Origin of the sequence: Salidesulfovibrio brasiliensis JCM 12178 (genome assembly GCF_001311825.1) — a bacterium.
In the GTDB taxonomy this organism is placed as follows: Bacteria; Desulfobacterota; Desulfovibrionia; order Desulfovibrionales; family Desulfovibrionaceae; genus Pseudodesulfovibrio; species Pseudodesulfovibrio brasiliensis.
In genome coordinates, this window is the sequence record NZ_BBCB01000020.1 from 1 (window position 1) to 22,469 (window position 22,469).

Sequence of the window (22,469 nt, forward strand, 5' to 3'; positions counted from 1 at the left end):
GAACTCCAAAGCTTTTTGGCTTGCCTTCGGCGAAGCTGTCCGTGCGCGTATGGATTTCTCTTGCTGCAACCGCAGGCTGTCCTTGTATGTAGTGGGCAGGGCTATATCTTCTCCAACAACCTCCGCCGCTCGCCTGTATTGCTGTCCCTTGACAGGATCGAACTACCCTGCCGAAGGCAAGCTATAAGATTTTGGAGATTCTTAAGAACCTTTTGCCAAAAAGGTCCTTAAGCCGCCGGAGGCAACAAAAAACCCCGCCGACTGTCTGTCGGCGGGGTTTATGCCCGTCACTATGCGAGGCTGGCTATTCGCCGAGGCCGAGGCCTCGGAGGAAGCCGCTGTCTTCGGTCCAGTTGTCGCGGACCTTGACCCAGAGTTCGAGGTGAACCTTCATGCCCAGCATCTCTTCGATTTCCTTGCGGGCGCGGGAGCCGATGTCTTTGAGGGTCGCGCCCTGTTTGCCGATGATCATGCCTTTGTGGTTCTTCTTGGCGGTGTAGATGACGGCGTGGATGGTGACCATGCCGCGCTCGGTGTCTTCTTCCCATTGTTCTATTTCGACGGCCGTGCCGTAGGGCAGTTCCTGTCGCAGGGTGAGGAAGAGTTTTTCCCGGATGGTCTCGGCGGCCATGAAGCGCAGGGGCACGGTGGAAACCTGGTCTTCGGGGAACATGGGCGGGCCTTCGGGCAGGTGGTCCATGGTCTTGGCCAGCAGTTCGTCCGTGCCTTGGCCTTTGAGAGCGGAGATCGGGAAGACTTCGGCGGTGGGGAAGAGTTCGGCGATCTTCTGCATGACCGGGAGCAGGGCGGCTTTTTCCTTGACCTTGTCGGCCTTGTTCACGGCGATGAGCACCGGGCGCATGGAGTCCGTGACCGGCTTGACGATGGGCTCGATTTCTTTCTCGATGAGGTGCGGCTTGTTGGCGTAGAGCGCGGCGTCGAGCATGACCACGACGCAGTCGCAGGAGGCCAGCGCGGACCATGCCGAGTCGAGCAGGAAGCGGTTCATGCGGCCGCGCAGGCGGTGGATGCCGGGCGTGTCGAGAAAGACGACCTGCGAGTCGTCCTCGGTCAGGATGCCGCTGATGCGGTTGCGGGTGGTCTGGGGCCGGGGTGAGACAATGGCCACCTTCTGCCCGAGGTACTGGTTCATGAGGGTGCTCTTGCCCGCGTTGGGCGGGCCGATGAGCGCCACCATGCCGAATTTGTGCGTATCGTTCATGCTTCCTCCGAAGCGTTTGGTCGCTGTTTGGGGTCGTACCTATATCCGTATGCGCCGCAGGCATCAACCGCAAGTATATCCCTTTTCCCGGCCGCGCTTTCCTGATACCTGATCCACCATGCACGAACAACTCTCCCTTTGGGACCCGCGCGGCGGTGTTGCCCGGCCGGATTTGCATCTTCCCGGAAGCCCGGAGCGGTGCGTCAAGCGCGCTGCGGTGGAAGACGCGGACGGTGCGGTCTGGATGATCGAGCGACTTTTTCCGAAGCAGCCTGCGCGGCGCGAGCGCATCGGCGGTCTGCTTTGTCATCTTGCGGACGCGGGGCTGCCGGTTCCTGCCTACCGGCGGGTGCCGGAGTCGGGATTTACGGCCAAAAGCGGCGGCTACCACTGGCAGCTGTCGCCGTTTGTGCCCGGTGATCCGCTCCCGCAGCCGGACTATGTGGACGACTCGGAGCGCGGCGTGGAACTCGGGACGTTTCTTGCCGACCTTTCGGATGCGGTTGCCGACTATCCGCCGTTCAGGCCCGACCCGGATTTTTCCCTCGGCGGCTACACCAGCGACCTGCTCGACGCCCTGCGGCCTCGCAATCCGGTGCTTCATGAAGCCTTGCGCGAGCTGCGCAAGGGGATAAAACCGCTTCTTGAGGCGTGGGAAGAGCTGCCCGCCGAGCTGTGTCACGGCGATTTTCATCCTTTGAACGTCATCTGGCAGGGCACGGGCGTGGCCGCTGTGGTGGACTGGGAGTTCTGCGGCCTGCGGCCCAAGCTCTATGACCTCGCCAACTGCCTCGGCTGTGTGGGGATTGAGGACCCGGACGCCCTCGGCAACGGCCTTGCTCCGGCGCTTCTTCGCAGATTGCGTGACCGGGACCGACTGCCGCAGGAGAATCTTGACATGCTGCCCGAGCTGATTCTGGGCCTGCGCTTTGCGTGGATGTCGGAGTGGTTGCGCCGGGCCGACACCGAGATGCAGCAACTTGAGCTTCGCTACATGCGCCTTCTGGCGGAACATCGCGGCGGACTGGCCGCGCTGTTCGGTCGTACCCTGAACAAATAGGCCGTTCGAGCTTTTTTTTCGTCTCGGAAGCGTCATGCGTTTTGTTTTGCAGTGTGCTATACGGCTTTGACGTATAGTATACACGTTGCATTTCGTAGGGGGGATCATGAGAAAGCTCGGCAGGATTATTGTGGTCGCGGCGCTGGTTGTCGGCGTGACGGCGGCCTGCTATCGGCTGTTCATATACGGGGATATGATGCGTTGGGGTGCAAGCGATGGCGAGGTCGTTGCCGCCATGCTCGGGGACGACGCAGCCCCGTTTATCAGTTCCACGCGTGCCGTGAGTATCGACGCCCCGCGCGAGACGGTCTGGAAGTGGCTGGTCCAGCTTGGCGCCGACAGAGGAGGGTTCTACAGTTACACCTTTCTCGAACGGCTGCTCGGCTATGAAAACGGCAATGTCGCGGAGATCGTTCCCGAGTTTCAGAGGATGCGGGTGGGGCGGCTGGTGCCCTCCACTCCCGGAGCAGCGCCGGATGGTAACAAGCCCCGCTGGCCGGTCCTTGCAGTCGATCCGGGGCGGTGCTTCGTGTTCGGGGGCTGGGGAGCCTTTTCCCTGAACGACGACGGGCCGGGCAGGACACGGCTCATCGTGCGCACTCACGGCTGGCCGCTGGACACCGTCGCGACCAAGGCGGGGTATGCCGGGGTCATGCCGCTTCATTTCATCATGGAGCGCCGGATGCTACTGGGCATCAAGGCGCGCGCCGAGGCCGGGCCGGATGTCCGCCTATCTCCCTTGCCGGATTATCTCTGGCTGGCGGGCCTCGCCGTTTCCCTTCTGGGCATCCTGTTCATGATCGTTGCCGGGCGCGGCGTTTCCGGCGTGATTCTGCCAATGCTGTGCGGTCTTGCGTGGCTGTGGGTTTGCCTCGCCTTTGAGCCTGTCCCGATCTATGCGCTGTCTTTGACCGTCGTGGTCGCGGCCTGCTCCGTTTTCGCACGGAAGGGGCGCTACTGAAGCGGCAAGCCTCATCCTTGAAAAGCAAAACCCCGCCTCCGCGCTGCAGCGGATGCGGGGGTGTCCGTTCCCATTGATCCCGGCTAGTCGCCGAGCAGTTCCTTGGCCTTGTTCTTGGCGTCGTCCATGGCCTTGTCGATCTTGCGTCCGGCCTCTTCGGCGGGGCCTTCCTTTTCACAGGCCATCAAGGGCAGGGCCAGAGAGAGTATCATCAGGGCGATGACCAGTCGTTTTGCCAGTTTCATGCGGTTCCTCCGGGTGTGGTTTCAGGCTGCATAGCACGTTCTTGCGAACACGCTCAAGCCATCCACGATTACTGGAGTCCGGGTGTCTCCTGCCCGTGTGAAAGCTCAATGGGCCCGCCGCCTCCAAGATGATGGCTGACGATCTCGTCATACTCGCTGGTGCCGTCGTCGTCGGGTTTTCTTATGGCATCCAGTTCTTCTTGAAAGGCCTCGATGGCTTCCGGCGGTGTTTTGGGGCTGAAGGCCAGATAGAGGTCGAGATTTCTGAGCACGTAGACCATTTCGTAGTCCGAAGGCTCCATGCCCATGGAGCGCATGATTCGGGGCGCGGCGGACGATGACTGGGTGATGAGGTCAACGCGCCCGGCTTCGAGCATCCGGAACTGGAGTTCATTGGAAAGCAGCGGCTTGATGGCGGTGGTGTCGGGGCCGAGCACCTCCTTGAGCAGCGAGACCGGGGCGCTGTTGCGGATGACCCCGATGCGATAGCTGTTGAGGTCCTGTGATGCGTGGACGGCGATTCCGCGGCCTTTGTGCGCCACAAGGCCCAGCCGTAACGTGCCGATGGGGCCGACCCATGCGTAGTGTGGCTCGCGCTCCTCCGTGCGCACCAGCGAGAAAACCACCATACCCGGCGCGCCCGACTGAACGTCCTCCACGGCGCGGGCCCATGCGATGGCCGTGATTGTGTCGAGGGGGTGCCCAGTGCGTTTTGCCAGCAGCTCGAGGATGTCCACGGCGATTCCCTTGTACTTGCCGTCTTCCTTGTAGTTGAACGGATAGAGGTCGCCAGCATAGCCGGAGATGGCAAAGCCTTGGTCGGCGCTGCTTGTCGGGACAAAGACAAGGAAGCCGAAAAAGATACAGGTCAGGGTTGCAGCAAGGGACTTCAGGCGAATCATGCCGAAAGGGTATACCCGCGTTTTCCGCTTTGGCAACCCCTTGAGCCTGATTCGGTTCGCGGTACTTTACCCCGCTTCGCGCCTCGGCTATGTCATGGGGGTGCGCATACTGCTGATGGACAATAACGATTCTTTTACCCGCAATCTGGAACACCTGCTGGCGGCGACCCTGCCGCAGGCCGAGATTGTGGTGGTGCCGCATTCGCGTCTGCATGAGGCGGAGCGCGCGGACCTTCACGTAATCTCCCCGGGGCCCGGAAGGCCGGAGGATTATCCGGGATACGGCGGGATGATCGAGTCGGGCACGCCGCTACTGGGCGTCTGCCTCGGCATGCAGATCATAAACGTCCACTTCGGCGGGCGTGTCGAGCAGCTTGACGGGTGCGTGCACGGCAGAACCGGTGTCATGCAGTGGCGCGGCGCGGAATGGACCGTGGCCCGCTATCACTCTCTCTACTGCGCCGAGGTTGCGCCCCCGCTGGAGGTGGAGGCCGCGCTTTCCTGCGGCGCGCCCATGGTGGTTTCGCACCCGGGCCTGCCGATCATCGGTTTGCAGTTCCATCCGGAATCGTTTCTTACGCTTCAAGGCAAGGAGATACTCGGTCATGCCCTCGATTCGCTCGCAGTCGCTTGATCCGGTTCGGTTCGACGCCTTTGCGCGGCGGCTGGCGCGGGACCTTGAGGCGGATATGCTGATTTCGCCAAGGGGGTGGCCCGGTGAGTCGCGCTCCATTATCGGGGTGGACCCCGCCGATGAACTGGTCATGACTGCCGAAACCCCGGTGGAGGAGGTCAAGCGCTTCGCCTTTGCCGAAGCCGGGCCGGTGCTTGGGTACATCGGGTACGATTACGGCCTTTCATTGCGTGGCAAGTGCCTCCCCAAAGAGCGTTCGGCTCTTCCCGCCGGACACCTCAAACGCTACCGGATGACCGTCGTCTATGACCATGCCTGCGGCACCCTTGTCGTTACCGCCCCCACCGGGGTGGACGCGGAGCGTCTGCTGGCCCTCGCCGAATCGGACATTGACTCGGCCGTGACCGCGCCGGACCTGAACGGCCCGGTTCGGGCCAGCGTGGACCGGGCGGGATATGAAGAGGGAGTTCGCGAGACCCTTGCGCGCATCCGCGAGGGCTGGACCTACCAGTTGAATCTTTCCATCCGCTTTGAGCGCGACTGCCCGGACCTCGATCCGTTGGGCCTGTTTCTTTACATGCAGCAGCGCTACCCCGCCCCGTTTTACGGCTGGTTCCGTTCCGGTCCGTACCGGGTCCTCTCGGCCTCGCCGGAGCGGTTTCTCAAGGTGGATGGGGGGCAGGTGCTCTCCCAGCCCATCAAGGGCACGATGGAGGCGGAGGGACACGACCCCCTTCTGGTCCGCAGGCTGGTGACATCGGCCAAGGAAGACGCAGAGCTCTCCATGATCGTGGATCTTATCCGCAACGACATTTCTGCGGACTGTGAATTCGGCTCTGTGGAGGTGCCGAGGCACAAGTCCGTCTTTCACGTGGACCGGCTGCTGCAGATGTATTCGGACGTGACCGGGACCCTGCGCGGGGACCGCGACTGCCTCGACCTCTTCTTCAACGCATTCCCCGGCGGTTCCATCACCGGATGTCCCAAGCAAAGCTCCATGCGCATCATCGACGAACTGGAGCCGCACTCCCGCGAAGTCTACTGCGGCAGCCTCGTGTGCATCCACGGCCCGCGTGACATGGATTCGTCCATAGCCATCCGCACCGCGCTTTTTGACACGGATACGGGCAGGCTGGACACTTGGGCCGGCAGCGGGATCGTGGTGGATTCCAACCCTGCGTCGGAGTATCTGGAGACCATGGCCAAGGCCGAGAAGTTTTTGAAGGGTGCCGCGGTCAGCGGCAAATATCTATGAGCCGCTCCAGCATGGCCAGCGCCTGACGCCATGCCTGCGGGCGGAAATCCCCGTTTTCAAGCATCATGTGCGAGAGCCCGGTGAAGGGACGGATTTCACGCGGGCTGGTTTCCCAGAAGGAGCACGTCAGCAGCTCGCCCTTTGCCACGCCGTGGCGGAACTGTCTGCCCGTTTCCGGCAAGTGGCCGAGCAGCGATTCCGCCGCTTCCGGGCAGGTCTCCCGAACCGTCTGCCAGTCGCTTCGCGCGCGCTCGTCGCTCCACAGCCCGTGATGGTTGCCGAAAAACGACTGCCAGAACGCGGAGAGCACCCGCTCCTCGTCGGGCGGCGTGTCGTCCAGCCGTTCCAGATGGTACAGCCCGTCCGGGGTGTTGCCGGTGCGATAGAGCGCGAGGTCCGGCAAACGCATCCGGGCCAGCCCTTCGTGACCGGTCCCGGCAGCCATGCGCGAGGCCAGTGCGGCCACCCGCTTGGGGTCGAAGGGGCCGTGGCACTCCAGCCGGTCCCTGTCGCAGTGCCAGCACCCCTTGGCGCAGTCCATGTCGGCACGCAGCACGTAGTGACCCGGCGTGTACGGACCGGTTTCCCACGGGTTGACGTTGCCCATGCTCAGATTGAGGCATTTGAGGCCGGTCCAGGCGGCGAGATGCATCGGCCCGGTGTCCGGGGTTATGAACAGCGCAAGCGTCTGGCCCACGGCGCTCAGTTCGTCGAGGCCGAGTTTGCCACACAGGTTCAGGGCCGGAGCATTGGAGAGCCGTGTGACCTCTTCGCCCAGTTCCACCTCTGCCGGGCCGCCGAAAAGCATGGGACGAAGCCCTCTGCCGAGCAGGTCGCGCACGAGATCTGCCCAGAATTGCGGGGTGGGGCGTTTGGCTGCCTCGCTGGCTCCGAGAAACAGGCCGACCTTGTTCACATTTTTCGGAAGCGTGCGCGGTATGTCGAACCGGGTGTCCGCGATGCGCTTTTGCGGGACGGCGTCCAGTGCGTTGAGGTCCGCCCAGTGAAAGCGGTTGTAGCGGTTGTTTTTTACCAGCGAGGAGCGGTAGAGCTGCCACGTTCCATGCACGAAGCGCGCCCCGTGCTCGTCCATGGACGGGCCGAGCTTGCGTTCTGCGTTGAGATCATGGCAGAGCCGGGCCGCTTTTTCCTGAATGCTCAGGTTGACGATCAGGTGGTAATCACGCTTTTTCAGGACATTGACGCCGTGCCACGGAATGTACGTCACCTTTGGCGACAGCGGCATGAGCGGCTTGTAGAACCCCTCTTCGGCCGCTACCAGGATTTCCCTGTTCGGATAAAGCCGACCCAGCCACAGAAACAACGGGAACGACAGAATCAGGTCGCCCATGCGCTGCATCTGGAGAACAAGGATCGGTTTTTCCATCGATGTGGCCGCCGTTATCCGAAGGTTTTGCGCATGTGCTCCATGAGCGTGACCATGCGGTGTTCGTAGGTGTGCTCGGCCAGAATGCGCTTGCGAGCCGCATTTGCCACGGCCTCGCGTCCTTTCGGGTCGTCGAGGTAACGGGTGATGAGCCCTTCGATCTGGTCCTTATCGTCGTAGCAGATGACCTCGGTTTCCGGTTCGAAAAGGTCCTCGATGCCCTCGCGCCGGTCCGTGACAAGGAACGCGCCGCAGCACGGCACGTCAAAGACCCGCTGGTTCACTGCGCCGCGCATCTGGCGACTGGTACAGTTGAAGTTGACCTCGCTGGCAGGGTAGAAAATCGGAAGGTCGTTGTAATAACTCAGTTCCTTGTGATACCGCCAGCCCGGGAAATTCTTGTAGAGCTCGGTCCAGCCGTTGTCACCCACGATGAGCGGCTCGAACGGCATGGTCCGGACGATGCACTCGCGCCGGTACAGGCAGGTGGCCAACCACGTGATATAGGTCTCGTATGCCAGCCGCTGCGGGGCCGGTACGTCTGCCAGCCGCTCGGCGAGATCCGGGCGCACTCTGGCTATGTATTGGCGTGCCGTGTCATCGTCCGCTTCGGCAAAGCCTTCCGCGAGGTCGAATCCGGCTTCCACCAGCGCAAAGGACGCCTGTGCGGCCACGAAGCGGCGTTCGACCTTGGTTTTCATGGAGTTGCCCACAAAAGATACTCTGGCCCGCCACTCCTCGGGTGCGTCCGTTCGGCCCGGCACGAACCGGGTCGGGTCGCAGCCCAGCGGCAGGTGGGCCACCGTGTCGAACCCCATGGTCGAAAGCAGTTTCACCGTGCTGCTGTCCCAGGTGAATACCGCGGTGCGGCATCCCGTCAGGTTTTGGTAGGTGTCCAGCAGCAGGAACGGGCTGTCCACGAACCACGAGGCCAGCGGCACGTCCGCTTCGTTGAGGATTTGCGCCAGCACGCCCTCATGATCCACTCCGAGGTGGTTGACCGTCAGCACGAAGTCCGGTCTGAAGCCGTTCAGCGCGGCGCGAACCGTGTTCACGAACGTGTCGAGGTCCATTTCCTTGGTGTTGAAGTCCAGCAGTTCGCACGGCACGTTCAGGCGGTCCAGCGCGGCGCGGATTTCTCCGAGCAGGAAGTACTGACTGGTCATCAGCAGGATTCTGGGGAGTTTCTCCGGCAACTTCGGCGGGTTGTATCCTTCAAGATGTGTCATGTCTCGACATGTACCGCTCGGCGGCGGTTATGTCCATATCCTTATGAGATATACGCGGGGGTGTTGCGCGTTTGTCGGTGGCGGGGCCGCTACTTCCGGCAGTGCTGTTTTTCGTGCTGCTGCAACCATCCCTTCATGCCGAGATCGCCGTCAGCGCCGCCGAAGCCGATGAGCTTGCCGTCGGAGCCGTTGATGCGGTGGCAGGGGTAGACCAGCGGCCATGGGTTGTTACGCATGGCCTGACCGGCGGCCCGGAAGGCCTTGGGGCTTCCGGCCATTTCCGCGAGTTGCTTGTAGGTTTTCACGTCGCCGCTGGGGACGTTGTCGCGCAGGGCCTTGAGGGCGGCGCGGTGGAAGGGTGGCAGGGCGTCGATGTCGAGCGGCAGGTCGGGCCAGTCCGGGTTTTGTCCCGCCACGTAGCGTTCAAGGGCGGCGAGCAGTTTCCGGGCCGTGGCCGAAGGGTCCGGGGATGCGGTGGCGTCCTTTGCCCACTTGAGGTGCAGGGCCTTGATGGTTTCGCCGTTCCATTCCAGTTCAAGGGCGAGGGGAGCGGCGACGATGGTTTCCGAGCGCATGTCAAGCCTCCTTGGCGTTGGGGTCCCAAGTGGATGGCGGGCCGGACTGTGCGCCGTTGCGCTTGGCCTGCCAGATTTCGTGGGTTTCCAGATGTGCGCGCACGGCGTTCAGGGTGGCGTTGCGGTCGCCAGCCCAGTCCGGGGCGAGCAGTTCGTCGTGCGCGGGGTCGCCGTGCAGGCGGTGGACCACCATGTCGGGCCGCAAAATCTCCAGCGAACGGCCGAGGCCGTCGAGGTACTCGTCGCGCGACATGGGCTCGTATGTCCCGTCGCGCCACCAGCGGGCCACGGTGGTCCCTTTGCAGACGTAGAGATTGTGAAATTTGATGCCGTGGACGGGCAGGGAGGCCGTGAAGCGGGTCGTGGCCACGAGGTCGTCGGCGGTTTCCCTGCCTTCTGGTGCGGGCAGTCCGCCAACCGCGTGGGCCACCACGTTTAGCCCGGCGTCGGCGGCCATGCGCGCGGCCGTTTCGAAATCCGCAGCGGTGTGGCCCCGGTTGATGTGCCGGAGGGTGTCGTCGCGGCTGGATTGCAGGCCGAGCTCAAGGGTGACGAGGCCGACGCCGTGGCGTTCCCTGAGGTCGGCGAGCAGGTCGATTTTCTGCTGATCGAGGCAGTCGGGCCGGGTGCCGATGCTGATGGCGCAGAGACTCGGCAGGCCGTGGAGTTCGTCAAGGACGGTGCGGATGCGCTCAAGCGGCCCGTACGTGTTGGAGTAGGATTGCAGGTAGGCCATGAACAACCGCACTTTGTAGCGTTTTGCGAGACGTTCGCGCCAGTGGTCCCACTGTTCGGCGAGGGTCATGCTGCCGGAAAGACCGGAGCCGGAGCCGGAGGGATTGCAGAACGCGCAACCGCTTCCCGACAGGTGCCGTCGCGGTTGGGACAGGAGAACCCGGCGTCGAGGGGCACTTTTTGCACCCGTTCACCAAAGGTGCGGCGCAGAAAAACGTTGAGCGAATAATAGCGATGCATCGTGAAGTTGCCGGAAAGCCCGTTTTTTTTGACCCGCGTGGGCTGCGGGCTGTTGCGGGACGTGATTACATCTGGTACCAAACCTTGATTGAACGTGTACGCTAGCGCATTTCCCCGCCCGGGGAAAGATCGCGCAAGACGATAAATCCGACTTAACCGGGGGATAAATGGGTAGTCTGCTCAACAAGATACTCGGCTCCTTTTCCAGTGACCTCGCCATCGACCTTGGCACCGCCAACACGCTTGTCTACGTAAAAGGCCGTGGCGTCATGCTCTCCGAGCCGTCCGTGGTGGCGGTGAAAAAGGACTCGCGCGGCGGCAAGACAGTGCTCGCCGTGGGTGCGGAGGCCAAGAAGATGCTCGGCCGCACGCCGGGCAACATCGTGGCCATCAGGCCCATGAAGGACGGGGTCATTGCCGATTTCGAAGTGACCGAGGCCATGCTTCGCCACTTCATCACCAAAGTGCACAACAGCCGCCGTCTGGTGCGGCCCCGCATCATGATCTGCGTGCCCACGGGCATCACGCAGGTGGAAAAGCGCGCGGTCAAGGAATCGGCGCAGTCCGCCGGTGCGCGCGAGGTGTACCTCATCGAGGAGCCCATGGCCGCGGCCATCGGCGCGAACCTCCCCATCACCGAGCCGACCTCCAACATGGTGGTCGACATCGGCGGCGGCACCACCGAGATCGCCGTCATCTCTCTTTCCGGCATTGTCTACGCCCGCTCGGTCCGCATCGGCGGCGACAAGATGGACGAGGCGATCATGCAGCACGTCAAGCGCAAGTACAACATGCTCATCGGTGAATCCACGGCGGAAATGATCAAGATCACCGTCGGCTCGGCCTATCCCATCGGGACGAAGAGCCCGAGATGGAAGTCAAGGGCCGCGACCTCGTGACGGGCATCCCGCAGAACCGGACCATCACCACAGAGGAGATTCGCGAATCCATCTCCGAACAGGTGGACGGCATCGTGCAGGGCGTGCGCATCGCGCTGGAGCAGACCCCGCCGGAACTCGCGGCGGACATCGTGGACCGGGGCATCGTCCTCACCGGCGGCGGCGCGCTGCTCAAGGGGCTCGACCAGCTCCTGCAGCACGAGACGCAGCTGCCCATCACCGTGGTGGACGACCCGTTGACCGCAGTGGTGCTCGGCTCCGGCAAGGCCCTGGACAATATCGACGTATACAAGGACATCACTACGGACTAGCGTGACCAAGCCCAAAAGAATCGCTCTGCTGGTCGTTCTGTGCCTGTTTGCGTACCTGAGTCTCTACACGTGGAACCTCAGGACCGGGTATCTTGACGATCTTTCCAGCCGCACCGGGCTCGACGTGGCCGGATGGGTCATCCGGCCCGGCCAGTGGGTGGCGGGGCAGGCCGTCGGTTTTTGGGAACGCTACATCCATCTGGTGGGCCTCAAGCAGGAAAACGACCGCCTGAAGGACGAGTTGCACGCCGTGCGGCTCGAAAACCTCAAGATGCGCGAGCGCGTGGCTGCGGCGTCGAGGCTGGAGCGTATGCTCGGCTTTGTGGAGCCGCGGGGCTGGACCGTATCCGGTGCCCGCGTCATCGCCCACAGGCTCGGGCCTGCGGCCGCGCTGGAGACCGTGACCATCGACAAGGGCACCCTGAGCGGCGCAGAGGCGGGCGATCCCGCCGTGTGCCTGCGGGGGGTGGTGGGGCGCGTGCTCAAGACAGGGTTCAGCAACTCGCAGGTTCTCCTGATAACCGACCCCAACAGCCGTGTGGCGGTGCAGGGCGACGTGCACCGCTCGCAGGGCATCCTTGTCGGCAACGGGGCCAACGAGTCGCTCGAAGTCCGGTACATGAATCTCAACGCCGAGATCGAGCCTGACGAACTGCTCGTGACCTCGGGCATGGCGGGTGTTTTTCCCAAGGGGCTTCCCGTGGCCCGCATCACCGATGTCCGACGGTCCGACATCTCCCTTTTCCTGACCATTATCGCAGAACCGCTCGTGGATCCCTCCCAGCTCGAAGAACTGCTCCTGCTCGATCGCGCGCCCGCCGAGGAGGAAGGTCATGCGGCGGGAGAATAACACGACGCTGGCGCTTGTCTGGTGGCTCGGCTACACCGCCGTGGCTGTCTGGGCGCAGAAGCTCCTGCCGGGCGTCGATTTTCTCGCGCCGGGGCTTGTGCTGGCCATGCAGGAGCGACCCGGATTGCGGCCCCTGCTGCTCGGTCTTTTCTGGATTCTCCTGCAGGAGGGCATGGGCGGGCTGTCGTTTGGTTACGGCGTGGCGAGCTACGGATTTCTGGCGCTTGCGTTCGCCATGGGCCGCTGGATGTTCGAAGGCAGAAGCGTACTCTTCATGTGCCTGCTGGGCGTCTTCATGGGAGTGATGCACCCGTTGCTCACGTCCGGGCTGTTGTCGCTGGAGACCATGGAGACGACCATGAGCCGCACGATTGCAGAAGGCGTGGCGCAGGCAGTGGTTTTCCCGGTGGTCTGGTGGCTGGCTTCGCGATTCTTTCCCAAGGGGTTGAAGGCTGATGGCGCACCTCTCTAATCAGAACGAACAGCAGCCGCCTCGTCATGGGCTGCTTCTGCTGCAGGCGCTCATTCTCGGCCTGTTCTGCCTGTTCGCGCTGCGCCTGTGGTATCTGCAAATTCATCGCGGTGAGGTCTTTTCGGTTTTGGCCCGCGAGAATCAGCTCCGGCAGGAAGCGATTTTTGCGCCCCGTGGACTCATCCGCGACCGCAACGGCAAGCTGTTGGCCGTAAACGAGCCCGCCTACGCGCTGGGACTGGTTCGCGAGGACTGCAAGGATGTGGACGCCACGCTGGAGCAGGTGGCCGACTGGACCGGCGAGCCGCTCTCCGCGCTCAAGGAGACCTACAGCAAGAAACGCAGGCTGGTGAAGCCGTTCGAGCCGCTTATTCTTATCCCTGATCTGACGTTTGACCAGATGGCCCTTTTCGAGGCCAACAAGCTGGAATGGCCGGGCCTTGAAATCCGCATCCGGCCGCGCCGCGTGTATACGCATGGCAAGCTTATGGCCCATGTGCTTGGCTACGTGGCCGAAGCCAACGAGGCCGAGATGGAAAAGATCCCCTCACTGGCGCTCGGCGACGACGTGGGCAAGCTCGGGCTTGAACTCATGCTGGAGGAACGGCTGCGCGGCGAGAAGGGACTCATGCAGTACGAGGTGGATGTGAACGGCAGGCGGCTGGAAGGCCGGGTGCTCAAGCAGCCCCGCGCCGGGTATCAGGCGGTGCTGTCCATCGACCTCGGATTGCAGGAACTCATCATGGACTGGCTGCGCGACGAGGCCGGGTCCGTGGTGGTCATGGACGCCGATACGGGCCAACTGTTGGCCATAGTCAGTTCGCCATCCTTTGATTCCAATGCGTTTACCGCCGGACTCAGCCCGGAGCAGTGGGCCAAGCTGCGCGACGACCCCATGCACCCCATGCAGAACCGGCCCATCCAGTCCACCTATCCGCCGGGGTCGGTGTTCAAGCACGTGGTGGCCGGGGCCGGGCTGGCAAACGGCATGCTCGACCCCTCGGAAAAGGTCAACTGCACCGGGGCGACGAGGCTTGGCAGCCACACCTTCCGCTGCTGGCGCTGGCGCTGGGGCGGACACGGTTCCACGGACCTGCTCAAGGCGCTCACCGAATCCTGCGACGTCTATTTTTACAAGCTCGGGCGACGGCTGGGCGTGGACCGCATCAGCGAGTACGCCAAGGCCGCCGGGTTCGGCGCCCGCACAGGCATCCAGCTGCCGCACGAGAAGCCGGGTATCATCCCCACCCGCGAGTGGAAGCTGCGGGCGCGCGGCGAGCGCTGGCAGGGCGGCGACGACCTGAACCTTTCCATCGGGCAGGGCTTCACGCTGGTGACGCCGCTTCAGGTGGCGCGGTTCGTCAGTGCGGTCATCAACGGCGGCAAGCTGCTCAAGCCGGAACTGCTCAAGGACGGCAGGGTCACGGTGCAGGGATTGCTGCCTTCCAGACCCGAACATCTGAAGCGGCTCAAGGACGCCTTCGTCAATACGGTAGACGGTGCGCGCGGCACGGCCCGCAGGCTTCGCACCAAGGATGTGACCGTGGGCGGAAAGACCGGCACCGCGCAGGTTGTGCGGCTCACCGACGAGCTCCGCAAGCTCAAGGATCATGAGATACCCTATAAATATCGGGACCATGCGTGGATGGCGGCTTTTGCCGAGCAGGGCGACCGCCGGTACGCCATTGTGGCCATGATTGAGCACGGCCTGCACGGTTCCAGCGGCGCAGGGCCGGTCATCAAGGCAGTCATTGAGTATCTTTTCCATGACAAGATTCTGAAAAAGAAGCGGAAAAAGCCGATTGTGAAAAAAGTGACCAATACGGCGTCCAATGCCTCGGGCGGGGAGGAGTGAGCCAATGGCCGTTGACAGACGACTCATTCTCCATATCAACTGGCAGCTCATCGGCTTGACGCTGGTCCTCTTTCTTGCCGGGGTGCTGAACCTCTATTCCGCAAGCGGGTTCCGGCTGGAGGACGGCATGAGCGTGGCGCCGTTCTATCAGAAACAGCTCGTCTGGGGGCTGATGGGCATGGTGGGCATGATCGTGTTCATGCTTCCCAACTACCGGCACCTCAAGACCATCGCGTGGCCGCTCTTTTGGTTTACCTGCCTGCTGTTGCTGGCCGTGTTTTTTGCGGGCAAGACAATCTACGGGGCCAAGCGCTGGCTGGATCTCGGGTTCATGAATTTTCAGCCCAGCGAAATGGCCAAGATCTGCATCCTGATCATTGGAGCGCGCATCCTTGCGGACGAGCGCGAACCGCTGGGGTTTGGCAGACTGGCCTATGTCGTTGGGGTGGGGCTTATCCCGGCAGGCATGGTCATTCGCCAGCCCGACCTCGGCTCCGGGCTGTCCATTCTCATGATTCTCGGCGGCATGATTCTCTACCGGGGCGTCACGGGCCGGGTCTTCAAGACCATGATAGTGGCAATCCCGGCATTGGCGCCGCTTTCGTGGTTTTTCCTGCATGATTATCAGAAACAGCGCATCCTGACGTTTCTTGATCCCGCCAAGGATCCGCTCGGTTCGGGATACCATATCATTCAATCGCAAATCGCCATCGGGTCCGGGCGATTCTGGGGCAAGGGGTTTCTGGAGGGCACGCAGTCCCAGCTGCGTTTTCTGCCGGAAAAACATACCGACTTCGCCATTGCGGTTTTCGGTGAGGAATGGGGGTTTGCCGGGACCATGATCCTGCTCACCCTGTTCTGCTATTTTCTGTATCAGATGGTCACAATCGCCAGAGACGCCAAGGACCTCTTCGGCAGTTATCTGGCGGCCGGTGTGTTCTTCTATTTTTTCTGGCAAATCCTAATCAACATGGGTATGGTTCTCGGGCTTATGCCCGTAGTTGGCATACCCTTGCCGTTCGTGAGTTACGGCGGTAGCGCAACGCTTGTGAATTTTTGCCTGATCGGCCTTGTGCTGAATGTGTCAATGCGCCGGTTCCTGTTCAAGTAACCGTGAGCGAAAGGTCTTCTGGAGGCGTTCGTGGCTAGAGATGAGATCAATGCGTTCCTGGGAGCGGGGACGAACTACAGCGGAAAGCTGAACTTTCAGGGTGCTGTCAGAATTGACGGGCATTTTGAGGGAGAAGTTATATCGGACGGCACGCTTGTCGTGGGGCAGGATGCCGTTGTCGAGGGGCAGGTCCATGTGGGCCAGCTCGTCCTTTCTGGAAATATCCGGGGTGAGGTTGTCGCCGCCGAGAAGGTCGTGCTGCACAAGTCGGCCAACCTGATCGGCGACATAAAGACCCCGGTTTTGGTGGTTGAGGAAGGAGCGGTACTCGAAGGGCGGCTGACCATGGGCAGCCTCGAAACCGTTCCGGAGCTTCCGGTTGAAGCCGAATAGGTATCCGGCAACACGGACGAAATAGCGCAAATCGCGGTGTGTCCGGCTGGAAAAAGCCTTTGACACACTCTGGAAAATTGGGTAAACGCCAGTGACTTTGCGCTAAAATTCACAACCTCTTGGGGGCACAAGGTATGATAGATTTTACGCTACAGGGGATTTTGATCCAGCTCGTGAACTTCCTGATCACGCTGGTGGGTCTGAACATCCTTCTTTTCCGCCCGATCCGCGAAATCATCAAGCAGCGCAGAGATTTGATGGCGGGTCAGATGGACAAGATCGAAACGTTCAGTTCCCAGGCGGAGAGCAAACTGAAGGGCTATGAAGAGCAACTTCAGGCTGCTCGCCAGGAAGGAAACGAAGTTCGCAACAAGCTTCGTGATGAGGGCGTGGCTGAAGAGCAGAAGCTGCTTTCCGTTGCCGGAGAGGAAGCTTCGCAGACGCTCAAGGCTGCTCGTACGGAAATCGACGGTCAGGTGAAGACTGCCATGGAAGCGCTCGCCAAGGACATCGAAACCTACGCGAACAAAGCCACGGACAAGATTCTTGGCCAGGCCTAACGGACGCATAGAGGAGGGTTTCATTTTGAAACGGTTGTACATTGTCGCAGCGATTCTCGTCTGTGCGCTGGCGTTCTCCACTGCTGCCGTCGCCAAGACCCAGCAGTCGGTCGCTCCGGTCGTTCAGGTCGCGAGCGCCGAGGTGAGCGAAGGCGAAAAGGTCGCCCATGAGCTGGCCAGCGAAGGCGAGGAAGTCGCCAAGGAAATCGCCGCCGAAGAACACGCCAAGGAAGGCGAACACCACGGTCTTCCCTGGAAGAACTACATGTGGCGCGTGATCAACTTCGTGTTGTTCATCGGCATTCTCGTTTATGCCGCGGGCGGCAAGATCAAGGCGTTTTTCGTCGGTCGTCGCTCCCAGATCAAGGATGACCTCGACAACCTGCAGGCTCGTCAGGCCGAGGCCGAGAAGAAGCTCAAGGGTGTCGAACAGTCCATCGCCAATCTCGAACAGGAGAAGAAGGCGATTCTGGACGAGGCCGAACAGCAGGGGCAGGCACTTCGCGAGGCCATCATCGAGAAGGCCAAGAAGGATGCCGAGGTCCTGAAGGATCAGGCCAAGCGCACCGCAGCCAACGAAGCCAAGGGTGCTCTGGACGACATGCGCGCCGAAGTGGCCGAACTCGTTGTCGCCGCCGCCGAAAAGATCGTCCGTGAAAAGCTTTCCGACGCTGAACACGACAAGCTCGTGGATGAATACTTAAACAAGGTGGTGCTCAATTGACCGGTAACATCGTTTCCCGCAGGTACGCCAAAGCCCTGTTTGTCGTAGGACAGAAGCAGGGTGATGAACAGCTCGCGGCGTACGGTCAGGAACTTCAGGGGCTGGCAGAGGCTTTGCTGGAGGCTCCGGAGGCCATGAGCTTTTTCCGGAACCCCACCTTCAATCCGGGCGAAAAGAAGTCCGTGATGAACCAGATTGTTGAAAAAACCGGCGCCAATGCCATGGTGAAGAACTTCTGCGACCTGCTCGCGGACAAGGACAGACTGTCCGTTCTCCCCGCCATTGCCGCCGATTATAACAAGATGCTCGATGAGTCTCAGGGTATTATCTCCGGTGAGATGGTCACTGCCAAGCCTTTGGCTGATGACCGCAAGGCCGAGCTCAAGAAGCGTCTGGAAGAACAGACCGGCAAAAAGCTGGAGCTTGAGTTTGCAGACAACGCTGAGATTCTCGGCGGTGTTGTCCTCAAGATCGGGGACAAGGTGCTGGACGCCAGCCTGAGGGCTCAGTTGCAGATCTTGAAAGAAAATATCAAAAGGGGTGAGTAGGGCCATGCAGATCAAAGCGGAAGAAATCAGCAAGATCATTGAAGATCAGATTCAGAATTATGAGTCCCGCGTCGAAATGAGCGAGACCGGTACCGTCCTCTACGTTGGTGACGGTATCGCTCGTGTTCACGGCGTGGAAAACGCCATGGCCATGGAGCTGCTGGAATTCCCCGGCGGCGTCAAGGGCATGGTTCTGAACCTTGAAGAAGACAACGTCGGTGTGGCCCTTCTCGGCCCGGACACCGGCATCAAGGAAGGCGACATCGTCAAGCGTACCGGCGAGATCTTCTCCGTGCCCGTCGGCGACGCCGTCATGGGCCGCGTGCTCGACCCGCTGGGTCAGCCCCTCGACGGTCTCGGACCCGTTGACGCCAAGGAAACCCGTCCGGTCGAAATGAAGGCCCCGGGCATCATCCCCCGTAAGTCCGTTCACGAACCCTGCCTGACCGGCCTCAAGGCCGTCGACGCCATGGTTCCGGTGGGACGCGGCCAGCGCGAACTCGTCATCGGTGACCGTCAGGTCGGCAAGACCGCCATCTGCGTTGACGCCATCCTCGCCCAGAAGAACACCGACGTGCACTGCTTCTACGTTGCTATCGGCCAGAAGAAGGCATCCGTTGCCCTCGTCGCCGACATCCTGCGCAAGCACGGCGCTCTGGAATACACCACCATCATCTCCGCCACCGCATCCGAGCCCGCTCCGCTGCAGTTCATCGGCGCCTACACCGGCTGCACCATGGCAGAGTTCTACCGCAACAACGGCAAGCACGCCCTCATCTGCTACGATGACCTTTCCAAGCAGGCCGTCGCGTATCGCCAGATGTCTCTCCTGCTTCGCCGCCCCCCGGGACGTGAAGCATTCCCCGGCGACGTCTTCTACCTCCACTCCAGGCTCCTCGAGCGTGCCGCGAAGATGGACGACAAGTACGGCGCAGGTTCCATGACCGCACTGCCGGTTATCGAAACCCAGGCCGGTGACGTCTCCGCGTTTATTCCGACCAACGTTATCTCCATCACCGACGGCCAGATCTACCTCGAGCCGAACCTGTTCAACGCAGGTGTCCGCCCCGCGATCAACGTCGGTCTCTCCGTCTCCCGCGTTGGTGGCTCCGCACAGATCAAGGCCATGAAGCAGGTCGCCGGTACCCTGCGCCTCGACCTCGCGCAGTACCGCGAACTGGCCGCATTCGCCCAGTTCGGTTCCGACCTCGACAAGGCCACCCAGGCCAAGCTCAACCGCGGTGCCCGCATGGTCGAGCTGCTCAAGCAGCCCCAGTACCAGCCGCTCTCCGTCGAAGAGCAGGTCTCGGTTCTGTACGCCGGTACCCGCGGCTACATGGACGACATCGAAGTCGAGTCCGTCCAGAAGTTCGAAGCCGAATTCCTTGAGTTCATGCGCAACGCCAAGTCCGACATCCTGAAGGACATCGTGGAAAAGCAGCAGATCGACGACGACATCGAAGGCCGTCTGAAGTCCGCTATCGACGAATTCAAGAAGGGCTTCAGCGCCTAAAACCCGAGGGGTAACGAATGGCTTCTTTGAGAGACGTCCAGAACAAGATCACTGGCGTCAAGAAAACCAAGCAAATCACCAAGGCCATGAACATGGTGGCCTCGGCGAAGCTGCGCAACGCGGAGGAACGCATCGAGCGGTTCCGCCCCTACGCCAGCAAGTTCTATGATATGCTTGGTGATCTGGCAGCCGGTGCAGATGGCTCGGCCCATCCGCTGCTGGAAGTCCGCGAAGAGATCAAAAGTGTCGGCATCATCGTTGTCACTTCCGACCGCGGACTCTGTGGCGCATTCAACACGAAAATCATAAGCACCGCCAGCAAGCTGGCAAACGCCAAGCGCCGAAGGCCTCGCCGTGAAGGTGTACTGCATGGGCAAGAAGGCTCCGACTTCTTCCGCAAGACCGATTACGAGGTCAAGCGCGAAGACCGCGACGCCATGAACACTTATGACTTCTCCCTGGCCGCAGGCTTGGTGAGGAAGTCATCCGCGACTACCTCGCGGGCGAGCTTGACGAAGTGCACGTTTGCTACGGCGAGTTCGAGAGCATTGCCAGGCAGAACCCCGTATCGCTCAGCCTTCTTCCCATCTCCAAGGAAGAAGAGGGCGAGGCCGCCGAAGCAGGCGGAGCCGGGGATTACATCTACGAACCGTCCGTTGAAGGACTCCTGGCGGAACTGCTGCCTCGGTTCATCAAGGTTCAGGTCTACCGCGCGCTGCTCGACACCTCGTGCTCCGAGCACGCTGCGCGCATGGCCGCCATGGACAACGCGTCCCGGGCATGCGACGACTTGACCGAGTCTTTGACTCTTCTGTTCAACAAGACCAGGCAGGCCGCCATTACAGGCGATCTCATGGACATTGTCGGCGGCGCTGAAGCGCTGAAAGGATAATTAAGGGGGCTTAATACTATGTCTAACGTAGGTAAAATCGCGCAGGTTATCGGCGCCGTTGTCGACGTCGAATTCCCTGAAGGCAACCTGCCGAACATCATGTCGGCAGTTCAGATCAATAACCCGAACAACACCGACGCTCCGGACCTGATCTGCGAAGTTGCGCAGCATCTGGGCGACAACATTGTTCGCACCATCGCCATGGACGCTACCGAAGGTCTCGTCCGCGGCATGGACGTCACCGCACTGGGCGCTCCCATCACCGTTCCTGTCGGCGCCGCTTCCCTGGGCCGCATCATGAACGTTGTCGGCCGTCCCGTTGACGAAATGGGCGAAATCAAGGCTGAAAAGTCCCTGCCCATTCACCGTGAGGCTCCGCTCTTCACCGAGCAGAACACCAACGTTGAAGTGCTCGAAACCGGCATCAAGGTCGTTGACCTGCTCATCCCGTTCCCCAAGGGCGGCAAGATGGGCCTGTTCGGCGGCGCAGGTGTCGGCAAGACCGTTATCCTCATGGAAATGATCAACAACATCGCAAAGCAGCACGGCGGTATCTCCGTGTTCGCAGGTGTTGGTGAGCGTACCCGTGAAGGGAACGACCTCTACCACGAAATGAAGGAAGCCGGCGTTCTCGAGAAAGCCGCGCTTATCTACGGCCAGATGAACGAACCCCCGGGAGCACGTGCTCGCGTCGCACTGACCGCACTGACCTGCGCGGAATACTTCCGTGACGAAGAAGGTCAGGACGTGCTGCTCTTCGTCGACAACATCTTCCGCTTCACCCAGGCCGGTTCCGAGGTGTCCGCACTTCTCGGCCGCATGCCCTCCGCAGTTGGTTACCAGCCCACGCTCGGTACTGACCTCGGTGGCCTGCAGGAGCGCATTACCTCCACCACCAAGGGTTCCATCACCTCGGTTCAGGCGGTTTACGTCCCTGCGGACGACCTTACCGACCCCGCACCGGCTACCACCTTCTCGCACCTTGACGGTACCCTCGTTCTGTCCCGTCAGATCGCCGAGCTCGGTATCTACCCTGCAGTTGACCCGCTTGACTCCACCTCCCGTATTCTCGACCCCAACGTTCTGGGTGAAGAGCACTACGGCACCGCCCGTGAAGTCCAGATGGTTCTGCAGAAGTACAAGGACCTCCAGGACATCATCGCCATTCTCGGTATGGACGAACTGTCCGACGAAGATAAGCTCACCGTTGGCCGCGCCCGCCGCATCCAGCGTTTCCTGTCCCAGCCGTTCCACGTTGCGGAAGTCTTCACCGGCGTCCCGGGCGTGTACGTCAAGCTGGAAGACACCATCAAGGGCTTCCGCCGCATCCTCGAAGGCGAACTGGACGATCTTCCGGAACAGTCCTTCTACATGTGCGGTGACATTGAAGAAGCCATCGAGAAGGCTAAAAAGTAGGGGGATAACCCATGGCTAGCACCCTGAAGCTTGAGATCGTCACTCCTGACCGGAAAGTGCTTTCCGAGGACGTGGAATACGTGGGCTGCCCCGGCGTTGAGGGCGAGTTCGGCATCCTTGCCAACCACGTTCCGTTCCTTTCCGCGCTCGGGATCGGCAATCTCTACTACAAGCAGGGCGGCAAGAACTACTATGTCTTCGTCGCCGGTGGTTTCGCTGAAGTCAGCGACAACAAAGTAACCATCCTGGCCGAAGTTGCCGAAAAGGCGTCCGAAATCGACGTCGATCGTGCAGAAAAGGCCCGCGCTCGTGCCGAGCAGCGTGCCCAGCAGGCCAAGGACAACGTGGAATTCGCCCGCAATCAGGCAGCCCTGAAGCGCGCCATCATGCGCGCCAGCTGCACCGCCTCTGGAAAGAGCGCCGGTACCTGCTAGGCGAGACCAGCAAGACCCTTCAAAGGGCGGGCCGGATTTCCGGTCC

Annotated in this window: 22 protein-coding genes and 2 pseudogenes; 17 read left to right on the forward strand and 7 right to left on the reverse strand. The window is 61.4% G+C overall.

The features are described 5' to 3' along the window. Positions 1 to 304: 304 nt before the first annotated feature. On the reverse strand, positions 305 to 1,222 hold the full coding sequence (era, locus tag JCM12178_RS07195; protein WP_054650054.1) for a GTPase Era: 918 nt from the start codon (positions 1,220 to 1,222) through the stop codon (positions 305 to 307). 118 nt (positions 1,223 to 1,340) lie between these two features. Between era and JCM12178_RS07200 the strand changes: the two genes are divergently transcribed. Next, positions 1,341 to 2,282 carry a phosphotransferase enzyme family protein gene (locus JCM12178_RS07200; protein ID WP_054650055.1) on the forward strand — a complete coding sequence of 314 codons (942 nt, stop codon included), beginning with the start codon at positions 1,341 to 1,343 and terminating at the stop codon, positions 2,280 to 2,282. Between the two features lie 106 nt (positions 2,283 to 2,388). Next, positions 2,389 to 3,243: an SRPBCC family protein gene (locus JCM12178_RS07205; RefSeq protein WP_054650057.1), complete on the forward strand. Its 855-nt coding sequence runs from the start codon at positions 2,389 to 2,391 to the stop codon at positions 3,241 to 3,243. A gap of 83 nt (positions 3,244 to 3,326) precedes the next feature. Here JCM12178_RS07205 and JCM12178_RS18650 read toward each other — a convergent pair whose 3' ends face one another. Both JCM12178_RS18650 and JCM12178_RS07210 read right to left on the reverse strand, forming a co-directional pair. Beyond that, positions 3,327 to 3,488 carry a hypothetical protein gene (locus JCM12178_RS18650; RefSeq protein WP_172677086.1) on the reverse strand — a complete coding sequence of 54 codons (162 nt, stop codon included), beginning with the start codon at positions 3,486 to 3,488 and terminating at the stop codon, positions 3,327 to 3,329. A 68-nt stretch (positions 3,489 to 3,556) separates the two neighbouring features. Next, positions 3,557 to 4,390 carry a substrate-binding periplasmic protein gene (locus JCM12178_RS07210; RefSeq protein ID WP_054650059.1) on the reverse strand — a complete coding sequence of 278 codons (834 nt, stop codon included), beginning with the start codon at positions 4,388 to 4,390 and terminating at the stop codon, positions 3,557 to 3,559. Between JCM12178_RS07210 and JCM12178_RS07215 the strand changes: the two genes are divergently transcribed. Together JCM12178_RS07215 and JCM12178_RS07220 are read left to right on the forward strand one after the other, a co-directional pair. Next, entirely contained in the window at positions 4,389 to 5,024 is a 636-nt protein-coding gene (locus JCM12178_RS07215) for an aminodeoxychorismate/anthranilate synthase component II (protein ID WP_369404470.1), read from the forward strand. The two genes, JCM12178_RS07210 and JCM12178_RS07215, sit on opposite strands and share 2 nt — an antisense overlap. After that, on the forward strand, positions 4,996 to 6,279 hold the full coding sequence (locus tag JCM12178_RS07220) for an anthranilate synthase component I family protein (RefSeq protein WP_054650061.1): 1,284 nt from the start codon (positions 4,996 to 4,998) through the stop codon (positions 6,277 to 6,279). Before JCM12178_RS07215 ends, JCM12178_RS07220 begins: the two co-directional genes overlap by 29 nt. Here JCM12178_RS07220 and JCM12178_RS07225 read toward each other — a convergent pair. The 4 genes from JCM12178_RS07225 to mnmL form a co-directional block, all read right to left on the reverse strand. Continuing rightward, on the reverse strand, positions 6,260 to 7,666 hold the full coding sequence (locus tag JCM12178_RS07225; protein WP_054650063.1) for a glycosyltransferase family 9 protein: 1,407 nt from the start codon (positions 7,664 to 7,666) through the stop codon (positions 6,260 to 6,262). The two genes, JCM12178_RS07220 and JCM12178_RS07225, sit on opposite strands and share 20 nt — an antisense overlap. A 14-nt stretch (positions 7,667 to 7,680) precedes the next feature. After that, positions 7,681 to 8,895 carry a CgeB family protein gene (locus JCM12178_RS07230; protein ID WP_054650065.1) on the reverse strand — a complete coding sequence of 405 codons (1,215 nt, stop codon included), beginning with the start codon at positions 8,893 to 8,895 and terminating at the stop codon, positions 7,681 to 7,683. A gap of 89 nt (positions 8,896 to 8,984) precedes the next feature. Beyond that, the gene (locus JCM12178_RS07235) at positions 8,985 to 9,470 is read right to left on the reverse strand and encodes a methylated-DNA--[protein]-cysteine S-methyltransferase (RefSeq protein ID WP_054650067.1); all 486 of its coding nucleotides are present in this window, start codon (positions 9,468 to 9,470) and stop codon (positions 8,985 to 8,987) included. A 1-nt stretch (position 9,471) separates the two neighbouring features. Beyond that, on the reverse strand, positions 9,472 to 10,359 hold the full coding sequence (gene mnmL, locus JCM12178_RS07240; protein ID WP_369404474.1) for a tRNA modification radical SAM protein MnmL/YtqA: 888 nt from the start codon (positions 10,357 to 10,359) through the stop codon (positions 9,472 to 9,474). Positions 10,360 to 10,612: 253 nt separating this feature from the next. On the opposite strand from mnmL, the pseudogene JCM12178_RS07245 reads away from it, so the two are divergent. The 13 genes and pseudogenes from JCM12178_RS07245 (at position 10,613) to JCM12178_RS07305 (ending at position 22,423) form a co-directional block, all read left to right on the forward strand. Beyond that, positions 10,613 to 11,655 (forward strand): annotated as a pseudogene (locus tag JCM12178_RS07245) (rod shape-determining protein). A 1-nt stretch (position 11,656) separates the two neighbouring features. Next, complete coding sequence (mreC, locus tag JCM12178_RS07250; protein ID WP_054650069.1) at positions 11,657 to 12,505, forward strand: rod shape-determining protein MreC; 849 nt, start codon at positions 11,657 to 11,659, stop codon at positions 12,503 to 12,505. Further along, positions 12,489 to 12,977, forward strand: a complete 489-nt coding sequence (locus JCM12178_RS07255) for a hypothetical protein (RefSeq protein ID WP_054650071.1) — start codon at positions 12,489 to 12,491, stop codon at positions 12,975 to 12,977. The genes mreC and JCM12178_RS07255 overlap by 17 nt, the downstream gene beginning before the upstream one ends. Next, on the forward strand, positions 12,961 to 14,832 hold the full coding sequence (gene mrdA, locus JCM12178_RS07260) for a penicillin-binding protein 2 (protein WP_083465797.1): 1,872 nt from the start codon (positions 12,961 to 12,963) through the stop codon (positions 14,830 to 14,832). Before JCM12178_RS07255 ends, mrdA begins: the two co-directional genes overlap by 17 nt. A 4-nt stretch (positions 14,833 to 14,836) precedes the next feature. After that, positions 14,837 to 15,943, forward strand: coding sequence for a rod shape-determining protein RodA (gene rodA, locus JCM12178_RS07265; RefSeq protein ID WP_054650073.1), 1,107 nt, complete (start codon positions 14,837 to 14,839; stop codon positions 15,941 to 15,943). A 30-nt stretch (positions 15,944 to 15,973) separates the two neighbouring features. Next, positions 15,974 to 16,336 (forward strand): bactofilin family protein, encoded by a 363-nt coding sequence (locus tag JCM12178_RS07270; protein WP_054650075.1) that lies wholly within the window; start codon positions 15,974 to 15,976, stop codon positions 16,334 to 16,336. 134 nt (positions 16,337 to 16,470) lie between these two features. After that, positions 16,471 to 16,896 (forward strand): F0F1 ATP synthase subunit B, encoded by a 426-nt coding sequence (locus JCM12178_RS07275; protein WP_054650077.1) that lies wholly within the window; start codon positions 16,471 to 16,473, stop codon positions 16,894 to 16,896. Between the two features lie 25 nt (positions 16,897 to 16,921). Beyond that, positions 16,922 to 17,620: a F0F1 ATP synthase subunit B gene (gene atpF / locus JCM12178_RS07280; protein WP_245628663.1), complete on the forward strand. Its 699-nt coding sequence runs from the start codon at positions 16,922 to 16,924 to the stop codon at positions 17,618 to 17,620. Next, complete coding sequence (gene atpH, locus JCM12178_RS07285; RefSeq protein ID WP_054650079.1) at positions 17,617 to 18,168, forward strand: ATP synthase F1 subunit delta; 552 nt, start codon at positions 17,617 to 17,619, stop codon at positions 18,166 to 18,168. The genes atpF and atpH overlap by 4 nt, the downstream gene beginning before the upstream one ends. A 4-nt stretch (positions 18,169 to 18,172) precedes the next feature. Further along, a complete protein-coding gene (atpA, locus tag JCM12178_RS07290) occupies positions 18,173 to 19,681 on the forward strand; it encodes a F0F1 ATP synthase subunit alpha (RefSeq protein ID WP_054650081.1) in 1,509 nt (502 codons plus the stop codon). Positions 19,682 to 19,698: 17 nt separating this feature from the next. Next, a pseudogene (locus tag JCM12178_RS07295) lies at positions 19,699 to 20,573 on the forward strand (F0F1 ATP synthase subunit gamma). A gap of 18 nt (positions 20,574 to 20,591) precedes the next feature. Then, on the forward strand, positions 20,592 to 21,989 hold the full coding sequence (gene atpD / locus JCM12178_RS07300) for a F0F1 ATP synthase subunit beta (RefSeq protein WP_054650083.1): 1,398 nt from the start codon (positions 20,592 to 20,594) through the stop codon (positions 21,987 to 21,989). 11 nt (positions 21,990 to 22,000) lie between these two features. Further along, on the forward strand, positions 22,001 to 22,423 hold the full coding sequence (locus JCM12178_RS07305) for a F0F1 ATP synthase subunit epsilon (protein WP_054650086.1): 423 nt from the start codon (positions 22,001 to 22,003) through the stop codon (positions 22,421 to 22,423). The last annotated feature ends 46 nt before the right edge of the window (positions 22,424 to 22,469 follow it).